9 protein-coding genes (1 of these 9 running past the window's edge) are annotated in these 10,817 nt (G+C 72.3%); 5 read left to right on the top strand and 4 right to left on the bottom strand.

From position 1 onward, the window contains the following. Positions 1–71 precede the first annotated feature (71 nt). From NUH29_RS11330 to NUH29_RS11340, 3 genes are read left to right on the top strand one after another with little or no spacing between them, the layout of a single operon-like run. A complete protein-coding gene (locus NUH29_RS11330) occupies positions 72–848 on the top strand; it encodes a triose-phosphate isomerase family protein (protein ID WP_258799268.1) in 777 nt (258 codons plus the stop codon). Further along, a complete protein-coding gene (locus NUH29_RS11335; protein ID WP_258799269.1) occupies positions 845–1,660 on the top strand; it encodes a sugar phosphate isomerase/epimerase family protein in 816 nt (271 codons plus the stop codon). The genes NUH29_RS11330 and NUH29_RS11335 overlap by 4 nt, the downstream gene beginning before the upstream one ends. Positions 1,661–1,665: 5 nt before the next feature. Next, positions 1,666–2,535 carry a phosphogluconate dehydrogenase C-terminal domain-containing protein gene (locus tag NUH29_RS11340; RefSeq protein WP_258799271.1) on the top strand — a complete coding sequence of 290 codons (870 nt, stop codon included), beginning with the start codon at positions 1,666–1,668 and terminating at the stop codon, positions 2,533–2,535. Between the two features lie 94 nt (positions 2,536–2,629). Here the strand turns inward: NUH29_RS11340 and NUH29_RS11345 are convergent, their stop codons facing one another. Both NUH29_RS11345 and NUH29_RS11350 read right to left on the bottom strand, forming a co-directional pair. Continuing rightward, positions 2,630–4,042 (bottom strand): rhamnulokinase, encoded by a 1,413-nt coding sequence (locus NUH29_RS11345; protein ID WP_258799272.1) that lies wholly within the window; start codon positions 4,040–4,042, stop codon positions 2,630–2,632. Between the two features lie 8 nt (positions 4,043–4,050). Beyond that, positions 4,051–6,090 (bottom strand): bifunctional aldolase/short-chain dehydrogenase, encoded by a 2,040-nt coding sequence (locus NUH29_RS11350; RefSeq protein WP_258799273.1) that lies wholly within the window; start codon positions 6,088–6,090, stop codon positions 4,051–4,053. Positions 6,091–6,264: 174 nt separating this feature from the next. Here NUH29_RS11350 and NUH29_RS11355 point away from each other — a divergent pair, with 174 nt between their 5' ends. Together NUH29_RS11355 and NUH29_RS11360 are read left to right on the top strand one after the other, a co-directional pair. Then, complete coding sequence (locus NUH29_RS11355) at positions 6,265–7,536, top strand: MGH1-like glycoside hydrolase domain-containing protein (protein ID WP_258799274.1); 1,272 nt, start codon at positions 6,265–6,267, stop codon at positions 7,534–7,536. A 9-nt stretch (positions 7,537–7,545) separates the two neighbouring features. Beyond that, positions 7,546–9,246 (top strand): D-apionate lactonase family protein, encoded by a 1,701-nt coding sequence (locus NUH29_RS11360; RefSeq protein ID WP_258799275.1) that lies wholly within the window; start codon positions 7,546–7,548, stop codon positions 9,244–9,246. Here the strand turns inward: NUH29_RS11360 and NUH29_RS11365 are convergent, their stop codons facing one another. Both NUH29_RS11365 and NUH29_RS11370 read right to left on the bottom strand, forming a co-directional pair. Then, positions 9,247–10,788, bottom strand: a complete 1,542-nt coding sequence (locus NUH29_RS11365) for a family 78 glycoside hydrolase catalytic domain (RefSeq protein WP_258799276.1) — start codon at positions 10,786–10,788, stop codon at positions 9,247–9,249. After that, positions 10,785–10,817, bottom strand: partial view of a family 78 glycoside hydrolase catalytic domain gene (locus NUH29_RS11370; RefSeq protein ID WP_444544371.1) — the final stretch only. Its footprint extends 1,173 nt past the window's final position; 33 of the gene's 1,206 nt are visible here — the last part of the coding sequence; its start codon lies beyond the right edge, outside the window — the gene reads right to left on this strand; the stop codon is at positions 10,785–10,787. Before NUH29_RS11370 ends, NUH29_RS11365 begins: the two co-directional genes overlap by 4 nt.

The raw sequence follows: 10,817 nt of genomic DNA on the forward strand, positions 1-10,817 counted from the left end.
TTCGACCCCACCTCGGCCAGCGCCGAGAAGGTCGCCGTGCTCACCGAATACGAGAACACAGGCAGCTGCTGATGGCACGCATCACCGTGGGGGTGAGCCTGAAGATGTACTTCGGGCACCGCGCCGCGCGCGAATGGCTCGCCGAGGTCGCCGACATCGCCGCGCGCAGCGAGGCGGTCGCCGACGGGCGTGTCGAGCTCTTCGTAGCGCCCGGCTACCTGCAGCTGCTGCCCGCCCTCGAGGCGGTCGCCGGCACCCGGGTGCGGGTGGCTGCACAGGACGCCTCCGAGCACGACGCGGGCGCCTACACGGGCGAGGTCAGCCCCGCCGAACTGGCCGAGATCGGCGTGCGCATGGTCGAACTCGGCCACGCCGAGCGCCGCCGCATGTACGGCGAGACCGACACCGTCGTCGCCGCCAAGACGACCGCGGCGCTCCGCAACGGACTCACCCCCGTGCTCTGCGTCGGCGAGACCGAGCGGATGCCGGTGGGCGACGCGCTCGCCGTCGCGGCCGCGCAGGTGAGCTCGGCGGTCGCGGGTGCCCCCGCCGGGCGGATCGTGGTCGCCTACGAGCCGGTCTGGGCGATCGGCGCCCCCGAGCCGGCGCCCGCCGACCACATCCGGGCCCTCACCTCGGGGCTGCGCTCGGCGGTGGCCGAGCTGCCGGGGCGCGACGGCAGCGCCGTCATCTACGGCGGGTCCGCGGGACCGGGGCTGCTGACCGAGCTGGGCGACGACGTCGACGGGCTCTTCCTCGGCCGCTTCGCCCACGACCCGGCGGCCCTGCGCGAGGTGCTCGCCGAGGCGAGCGCCCTCGCCGCGCTGCGGGAGCGGGTGCCGGCATGACGAGCGCGCTCGGTCTCGGCACCTACGCCTTCTTCTGGGAGGGGGCGCACACGCTGCCGACGGGCCCGAACCCCGAGCCCCTGCCACTCGGCGGGATGCTCGCCCGCACCGCGGAACTCGGGCTGTCGCTGTTCCAGATCTGCGACTACGCGCCGCTGCTCGGCTACTCGGCGGCGGAGCTGCGCGGGCTGCGTGCGACGGCCGACGACCTCGGCATCCGCCTCGAGCTCGGCACCAAGGGCGTGGCGCCCGCCCACCTGCGCTCGTTCCTCGACCTGGCCGGCGTGCTCGGCGCGGACTACCTGCGCAGCATGGTGTTCGCCCCCGACTCCCGCCCGACCCTCGCCGAGGCGGAGCGGATGCTGCGCGAGGTGCTCCCGGAGGCGGAGGCCGCGGGGGTGCGCCTCGGCCTCGAGACCTACGAGCAGCTGCCGACCGCGGCCCTCCTCGCGCTCGTCGAGGAGGTCGGCTCGGACGCCCTCGGTATCTGCCTCGACCCGGCCAACACGGTCGCCGCTCTCGAGGATCCGCGCGCGGTCGTCGAACGCTGCGCCCCGTACGTGAACGGCATCCACGTGAAGGACTTCGCGTTCTCGCGCCGCGACGGCTGGGTCGGCTTCACGCTCGCCGGCGCACCGATGGGGGAGGGGCTGCTCGACTACGTCCACCTCGTCGAGACCGTCCGCCCCGCCGAGCGCGGCATCACCCGCATCGTCGAGCACTGGCTGCCCTGGCAGGGCGACCTCACGACCACCGTCGCGCAGGAGCGCGACTGGACGGACCACAACGTCGGATACCTGAAGGAGCACTGATCACCATGACCGACACCCTCACCCAGAGCCCCGTCGCCACGATCGCCGTCATCGGCGCCGGCGGCAAGATGGGCATGCGCGTCTCGAACAACCTCGTCAAGACCGCCCACACCGTCTACTACTCGGAGAACTCGCCCGCCGGGCAGGAGCGGGTCACCGCCACGGGGCGCTCCCTCACCGCGACCGCCGATGCCGTCGTCGACGCCGACGTCGTCATCCTCGCCGTGCCCGACCTCGCCCTGAAGGCCGTCTCGGCGGAGGTGGTGCCGCAGCTCAAGTCGGGCGCGGTGCTGCTGACCCTCGACCCGGCCGCCGCCTACGCGGGACTGCTGACCCGGCGCGACGACGTGATCCAGGCGGTCACGCATCCGTGCCACCCCTCGGTGTTCGTCGAGCGCCACACGCCCGAGGAGTACGCCGACACCTTCGGCGGCATCGCCGCGAAGCAGGATGCCATCGCGGCGATCGAGTCGGACGACCCGACCGCGAAGGCGCTCGTCGAGCAGGTCGTGCGCGACATCTTCGCGCCCGTGATCGACGTGCACTGGGTGACCGTGAAGCAGCTCGCGCAGCTCGAGCCGACGCTCGTCGAGACGATCGCCTGCATGATCGGCGCGCTGCTCAAGGAGTCGCTCGACGAGGCCGTGAACATCGGCATCCCGGAGCCGGCCGCGCGCGCGATCCTGCTCGGCCACACCCAGGTGGCGCTCGCGAACACCCTCAAGGGCGACAACCCCTTCAGCGACGCGTGCCTCATCGCCATGGACTACGGCCGCGAGATGATCATCAAGCCCGACTGGAAGCGCGTGTTCGACGACGAGGAGCTCGACAAGAACCTCTCGCGCATGCTGCACCTCGACCACATCGAGCGCTGACCCCTCACGAGGCGTCACCTTCTGTCGCCCGCGGGGTGCCCCGCGCGACAGGAAGTGACGCCTCGGTGCGCGCGGGTAGGTAGGGGAAGCGAGCTCAGGGCTCGTAGCGGGTGACGGGGAACGAGCGGGCGACGAGCGCGCGCAGCTGCTCGAGGTCGCCCGACACGAGCCCGTGGGCGCGCGCCTGCACGAGCACGTTGCCGATCGCGGTCGCCTCGACGGGCCCGGCCACCACGGGCAGGCCGGTCGCCTCGGCGGTCAGCCGGCACAGCAGGGTGTTCTGCGAGCCGCCGCCGACGAGGTGCACCGTGCGCACCGGCACGCCGGAGAGCTCGGATGCCGTGCGGATGGTGTCCGCGTAGGCTCGCGCGAGGCTCTGCAGGATCGAGCGCACGAGCTCCGCGCGCGACGCCGGCGCGCGCATCCCGCGGGCGGCGAACCACGCAGCGATGCGCTGCGGCATCTCACCGGGCGCGATGAAGGTCTCGTCGTCGGTGTCGAACACCGGCACCTCGCCGGTCACCCGCTCGGCCGCGGCCAGCAGCTCGGCGAGCTCGATGCGCTCGCCCGACTTCTCCCACTCGCGCACCGACTCGGAGAGCAGCCACAGGCCCATCACGTTGTGCAGGTAGCGCACCCGCCCGTCGACGCCGCCCTCGTTGGTGAACCCGGCGAGGCGGCTCGCCTCGCTCACCACCGGGCGGTCGAGCTCCACACCCACGAGCGACCAGGTGCCGCACGAGATGTAGGCGATGTCGCGATCCGCCGAGGGCACGGCGACGACGGCGGATGCGGTGTCGTGCGATCCGACGGCGGTGACCACGGCATCCGTCGGGCCGGTGCCGCGCAGCGCCGACGGCAGGAGCGGCCCGAGCACGGTGCCCGGCTCGACGAGGCCGCGCGCCAGGTGGGTCGGGATGCCGAGCCGCTCCATGAGCGCCGTGTCCCACTCGCCGCTCGTCACCTCGACGAGACCCGTCGTCGAGGCGTTGGTGCGCTCGGCGACGCTGCGCCCGGTGAGCCAGAACGCGAGCAGGTCGGGGATGAGCAGGAACGAGTCCGCCTGGTCGAGCGCGCCCGCGAGGCGGTCGGCGGTCAGTTGGAACAGCGTGTTGAACGGCAGGTGCTGCAGCCCGTTGCGGGCGTACAGCTCGGATGCCGGCACCCGATCGTGCACCACCTCGACGGCCGCGAGGTTGCGGGCGTCGCGGTACGAGTAGGGCTCGCCCAGCATCCGCCCCTCGCGCAGCAGCGCGTAGTCGACGGCCCAGGAGTCGATGCCGATCGAGAGCAGGTCCGGGGCGCGGCGCACCGCGGAGGCCAGTCCCTCGACGACGTCGCGGTAGAGCTCGGTGATCGACCAGTGCAGACCGTCGGGGGTGCGCACGGGCGCGTTCGGGAAGCGCGCGACCTCCTCGAGTCGCAGCTCGCCGTCGTCGAGGTGCCCCAGGATGACGCGCCCGCTGGTGGCGCCGAGGTCCACCGCGGCGACCGTGCCGGATGCCATCGGCGGCCTCAGCGCAGGAACGCGGCGGCGACGCCCGCGTCGACCGGCACGTGCAGGCCGGTCGTGTGCGAGAAGTCGGGGCCGGTGATGGCGGCGACCGCGTTCGCGACGTTCTCGGGCAGCACCTCGCGCTTGAGGATGGTGCGCTGGGCGTAGAACGTGCCGAGGTCCTCCTCCTCGATGCCGTAGGTCTTGGCGCGGTTGGCGCCCCAGCCCGAGGCGAAGATGCCGGAGCCCCGCACCACGCCGTCCGGGTTGATGCCGTTGACGCGCACGCCGTGCTCGCCGAGCTCGACCGCCAGCAGCCGCACCTGGTGCGCCTGGTCGGCCTTCGTCGCCGAGTAGGCGATGTTGTTGGGGCCCGCGAAGACGGAGTTCTTCGAGGCGATGTAGACGATGTCGCCGCCGAGGCCCTGTTCGATCAGCACCTTCGCGGCCGCCTTCGCGACCAGGAAGCTGCCCTTCGCCATGATGTCGTGCTGGAAGTCCCAGTCCTTCTCGGTGGTCTCGAGCAGCGGCTTCGACAGCGAGACGCCCGCGTTGTTGACCACGAGGTCGACGCCGCCGAAGGCGAGCACCGCCTCCCGGATCGCGGCGTCGACCTGGGCGGCGTCGGTGACGTTCACCTGCACCCCCACCGCGACGTCCGAGCTCCCCAGCTCGGACGCCGCGGCCCGGGCCTTCTCGAGGTCGAGGTCGGCGAGCACCACACACGCCCCCTCGGCCGCGAGCCGCGTCGCGATGGCTTTGCCGATCCCGGATGCGGCGCCCGTCACGAACGCCACCCGGGTCGCGTGCGACTTGGGCTGGGGCATCCGCTGGAGCTTGGCCTCCTCGAGCGCCCAGTACTCGATGCGGAACTTCTCCGCATCCGTGATGGGCGTGTAGGAGGAGATGGCCTCGGCGCCGCGCATGACGTTGATGGCGTTGAGGTAGAACTCGCCTGCCACTCGCGCGGTCTGCTTGTTGGCGCCGAAGCTGAACATCCCGACGCCCGGCACGAGCACGATCGCCGGGTCGGCGCCGCGCATCGCGGGCGAGTCGGCGTCGGCGTGCGCGTCGTAGTAGGCGGTGTAGTCGGCGCGGTAGGTCTCGTGCAGCTCCTTCAGCCGCGCGATCGACTCCTCGACGGAGGCGCCCGCGGGCAGGTCGAGCAGCAGCGGCTTCACCTTGGTGCGCAGGAAGTGGTCGGGGCAGCTCGTGCCGAGCGCGGCGAGCTCGGGCGCCTTCTGCGAGGCGAGGAAGTCGAGCACGCGGGCGTCGTCGGTGAAGTGGCCGACCATGGGCTTGTCGTGGCTCGCGATGCCGCGGATGGTGGGGAACAGCGCGGCGGCCTTCTCGCGTCGCTCGGCGTCCGGCAGGGCGGCGTTCTTCTTCACGGCCTTGCCGAACGGGGTCTTCTTGCCCTTCGCGTCGATGAACTGCTGCGCGGTGTCGATGATCCAGAGGCTGTTCTTCTCGGCCTCGTCGCTCGTGTCGCCCCAGGCGGTGATGCCGTGGCCGCCGAGGATGCAGCCGATCGCCTTCGGGTTCTTCGCCTTGATGGCCGCGATGTCGAGGCCGAGCTGGAAACCGGGGCGACGCCACGGCACCCAGACCACCTTGTCGCCGAAGGCCTTCTTGGTCAGCTTCTCGCCGTCTTTCGCGGTCGCGAAGGCGATGCCGGCATCCGGGTGCAGATGGTCGACGTGCGCGGCGTCGACCAGGCCGTGCATGGCGGTGTCGATCGAGGGGGCGGCGCCGCCCTTTCCGTGCAGGCAGTAGTCGAAGGCGGCGACCATCTCGTCTTCGCGGTCGACGCCGGGGTAGACGTCGACGAGTGCGCGCATCCGGTCGAGGCGCAGCACGGCGAGGCCCGACTCGGTGAGGGTGCCGAGGTCTCCACCGGATCCCTTGACCCACAGCAGCTCGATCGGCTCGCCCGTGACGGGGTCGGTCGCGGTGCCCTTGGCGGAGGTGTTGCCGCCGGCGTAGTTGGTGACCTTGGGGTCGGCGCCGAGGCGGTTGCTCCGCGCGATGAGCTCGGCTGCGGGCGACTTCTTCGTCATGGGTGGGTCCTCTTGATCTCCGGCGTGAATCGTTTCAAACGATAGCGAACTGCGCTCGTCTGCGCAAACATGCTCGAAGGGTTGCGCTGCACTGCGATGTCGAGAATCTCGTCGAGATCGGGTAGTTTGGTCAACCGGTTGTGCAATAAGCCCGACGTGAACCGAGGACGAACGATGACGATCGACCGCTACATCCCCCTGCTGCGCGAGTACATCCTGGCCAGCGCCCCGCAGATGATGCGGGAACCGGCCGGGCACATCACGCACCCCTACATCGTGCCGTCGAGCCCCGACTCGCCCTACTACTCGGTGCACCTCTGGGACTGGGACTCGTGGCTCACGAGCGTCGCCCTCGCGCAGGTCGAGGCCGAGACCGAGACCGGGCGCTTCGCGCAGTACGAGCAGGGCGCCGTGCTCAACTTCCTCGAGCACACGGGCGACGACGGTCAGATGCCCGTGCAGATGCACCCCGACGGCTACCTGCGCCACGGCGATTTCGGCTCGGACGAGCAGTACGGGCTGCATCAGAACATGCACAAGCCGGTCATCGTGCAGCACGCGGCCCTGCTCGCCCGTCGCTCGGGCGACGTCGAGTGGCTGCGTCCGCACCTACCGAGACTCGAGGCCTTCCTCACCCGGTACCTCGACGTGCATCTGCACGCGCCGACCGGGCTCGCCTACTGGCAGACCGACTTCGCGGTCGGCGTCGACAACGACCCCTCGGTCTACTACCGACCCGCTGCGAGCACCGCCGCGATCTACCTCAACTCCCTGCTCTACCGCGAGCTGCTCGCCTTCGGAGAGCTGCTGGAGGCGTTCGACGACCTGACGGCCGCGAACCGCTGGCGCCGTCGCGCAGAAGACCTCAAGGACGCGGTGGTTCGCCACTGCTGGGACGAGCGCGACGGCACCTTCTACAGCGCCGACCTCGCCCTCCGCCCGGTCGACGACGGCGACTGGCTGCACTCCGGCGCCCCGAGGCATTGGGACTCGCTGCTGCTGCGCATCGACAACTGGTCGTCGTTCCTGCCCATGTGGGCGGGGATGGCCACCCAGGAGCAGGCGCAGCGGATGGTGCAGCGCTCTCGGGAGACCCGCACCTTCAACGCGAACTACGGCGTGCGCACCCTCTCCGCGCTGGAGAAGATGTACGACCTCCGCGCCTCGAACAACCCCTCGAACTGGCTCGGCCCGATCTGGGGCATCAGCAACTACCTCGTGTTCCGGGGCCTGCAGAAGTACGGCTTCCTCGACGACGCGCGCGAACTCGCGGAGAAGACGGTGATGCTGTTCGGACGCGACCTCGAGCAGAACGGATGCCTGCACGAGTACTACCACCCCGACAGCGGCGAGCCGATCATGACGAGGAACTTCCAGAACTGGAACTTCCTCGTGCTGCAGATGATCGCCTTCCTCGAGGACCGCGCGGTCGCGAGCGAGTTCTAGGGGCCGCGGATGCCCACCGAGGCCGAGGTCGCCGACGCCGCCTGGGGCGCGCCCGAGCCGCCCCCGCGCGTCTGGAGCTCCGGGCGCTGGAGCCTCGAGCTCCGGGGCGACGAGCTCGCCGACATCCGATGCGACGGTGTGCTGCTGGCCCGCTCCCTCCGCTTCGCGGCGCGCGACCGGGACTGGTCGACGGTGCCGCTCGCCGATGTGGCGTCGTCGGGCGGGCTGCGCGTCGAGGCGCGCTACCTCGGGCTCGGGGCGCGGTGGGATGTCGTGCTCGAGGTGGTGGCCGGGGCTGACCGGCTCGACGTGCGACTCGACGCGGTGGGCCGGGAGGCGTGGGACCGCGCCCGCGTCGGGCTCGTGCTGCTGCATCCGCCGACCGTGGCCGGGCTGCCGCTGCGCGTGACCCACCCGGACGGCACGGCGACCGAGACCGCGTTCCCCGGGCCGATCGCACCGCATCAGCCGGCGACCGAGATCGCCGCGCTCGCCTATGCGGTGCACGGGCTCGACCTGACCGTCGAGTTCGACGGCGAGGTCTTCGAGATGGAGGACCATCGCAACTGGACCGACGCCTCGTTCAAGACCTACGGCACGCCGCTCGGCCTGCCGCACCCCGTGGCGGTGCAGGCGGGTGAACGCGTCGTGCAGCGGATCTCGCTCGTCGTCGCCGGAACGGCGCTGCCGCCGGAGCCCCCCGCGCCCACCCCGATCCGTCTCGTGCCGACCGGTCGACCGTTCCCGGCGATCGGCCTCGCGGCGTCGACCGAGCCGGGCGAGGGGCCGGATGTGCCGGCGGCGTTCCACCTCGTCGAGGTCGACGTCGACGCACCGGGCTGGCGCCGTGCGCTCGACCGGGCACTGGATGCCGCGGAGGCGGCGGGCGCCGCCGCGGACGTACGCCTGTTCTCGCGTGAGCCGGATGCGCTCGCCGCGCCGGTCGCCGCGCTCGCCGGACGCCGGGTGGTGCGGCTCGGGGCGACCGCGACCCGCACCCAGGTGACCGAGCCCGGGCACGCCGCCGCCCTCGCCGCGGCGGCGGCGGACCTCGACGTCGAGCTCGTCGTCGGCGCCCGCAGCCACTTCACCGAGGTCAACCGGCGGCTCGCCGAGCTGCCGACCACCGGATCGCTGGCGTTCGCCTCGACCCCCGGCGCGCACGACGGGGAGCGCGCCCAGCTCGTCGAGTCGATCGCGATGCAGCGGCTCGTGGTCGAGCAGGCGGCCCGGATCGGCCGCCCCCTCCACGTCGGTCCGGTCACGTTGCGCCCGCGCTACCTCACCTTCGCCGCCCGCCCGCTGCCGGCCCCCGAGCCGGGGATCGGCTACCTGATCGCCCCCGACGCGACGGACCCGCGGCAGCGCTCGGCAGCCGCCGCCGCGTGGTCGGTGGCGAGCGCGGCCGCCCTCGCCGTCGACGGCGTCGCCTCGATCTCCTACTTCGAGACCTGGGGCCCGCGCGGCATCGTGACGGCGGCGGGGGAACGGTATCCGGTCGCCGCGGCGATCGACGCGTTGGCGGCGCTCGCGGGAGCCGAGCGCCTGGCGGTCGACGGCGTCCTGCCCGCCGACGTCTGGGTGGCGGCCGCGCGTCGAGGCGCGGACGACACGGTGCTCATCGCCAACCTCGCGCCGCGCGAGCTCGTCGTCCCGTTCCGGGACGGCCGCTCGGCGACGCTTCCCCCGCTCTCCTGGACGCGCCTCTGACTAGCGCGCGGGGACGGCGACGCGGTGCGAGCCCGGCCCCTGCGCGACGGGCGCGTGCCCGACGAGGTCGAGCGTCGCCGTGGTGCCGTGCGGCACCGTCGTCTCGACGACGAGCTCGCCTCCCTCGATGCGCCAGGCGATCGCCGCCTCGCCGTACGGGGTGAGGTGCCGTGCGGATGCGCGGGTGAGCCCCCCGCCGGGGCGCGGGGCGAACGTGATCTCCCGGTATCCGGGCGCCGCGGGCGCGATGCCGGCGACGATGCGATGCAGCCAGTCGGCCACCGCCCCGAGAGCGTAGTGGTTGAACGAGGTCATCGTGCCGGGGTTCACGGTGCCGTCGGGCAGCATCGCGTCCCAGCGCTCCCAGATCGTCGTGGCGCCCATGTCGACCTGGTACAACCACGACGGGCACTCCCGCTCGAGCAGCAGGGCGTACGCCCGTTCGAGGTGCCCCGATCCGCTGAGCGCGTCCGACACGAGCGGGGTGCCCACGAAGCCGGTCGAGATGCGGTTGCCGGCCTCCGCGACGAGCTCCGCCAGGCGGGCTCCCGCGGCCTCGCGCCTGGCGGGGTCGACGAGCAGGTCGAAGGTGAGGGCGAGCGCGTAGGCGGTCTGCGCATCCGAGGTCATCCGGCCGTCCGGAAGCACGTACTCCGCGGCGAACGCCGCCCGCACCTCGTCGGCGAGTCGCCCGTAGTGCGCGGCGTCGGCATCCCGCCCGAGCGCCTCCGCCATGAGGGCGACCTTGCGTGCGGATGCCGCGAAGTAGGCGGTCGCGACCAGGTAGCGGTCGGTCTTGGCGTCGGCCGGATCCTGCGGCGGGGCGTCGGGATCGAGCCAGTCGCCCAGCTGGAAGCCCTCGTTCCAGAGCCGATCCTCGCCGGAGAGCCGCTCCTGCAGGTCGACCCAGCGCCGGGCGCTGTCGAACTGCGCCTCCAGCACGCCGCGGTCGCCGAAACGCTCGTAGAGCGTCCACGGCGTGAACGCGGCGGCGTCACCCCACGCGGCGCCCGGACGGATCGGCGTCCACATCTCGTAGGCCGGGATGACCGGCACGTACCACGGCACGGTGCCGTCGGGCAGCTGCTCGAGCGCGAGGTCCTCGAGCCAGCCGGCCAGCATCCCCGACACGTCGTAGAGGAACGACGCCGTGGGGGCGAAGACCTGCAGGTCGCCGGTCCACCCGACGCGCTCGTCGCGCTGCGGGCAGTCGGTGGGGATGTCGACGAAGTTGCCGCGCATGCCCCAGCGCACGTTCTCGTGCAGCTGGTCGACGGACGGGTCGGACGACGCGAACCATCCGGTGCGCTCGAGGTCGGTGTGGTAGACGCGGGCCACCAGGTCGCCCGCTGCGGCCGCGGACTCGACGTCGCCCGGCCACCCGGTGATCTCGGCGTAGCGGAAGCCGTGGAAGGTGAAGCGCGGCTCCCACTCCTCGACACCCGTGCCGGCGAGCGTGTAGCTGTCGGTCGAGCGCGCGCCGCGCAGCGGTCGGGTGTAGATCTCGCCGTCCTGCAGCACCTCGGCGGTGCGGATGGTCACGGTGTCGCCCGCCGCGCCGGTGACGCGGA

The organism is Protaetiibacter mangrovi (assembly GCF_024752305.1).
Lineage (GTDB): Bacteria > Actinomycetota > Actinomycetes > Actinomycetales > Microbacteriaceae > Homoserinibacter > Homoserinibacter mangrovi.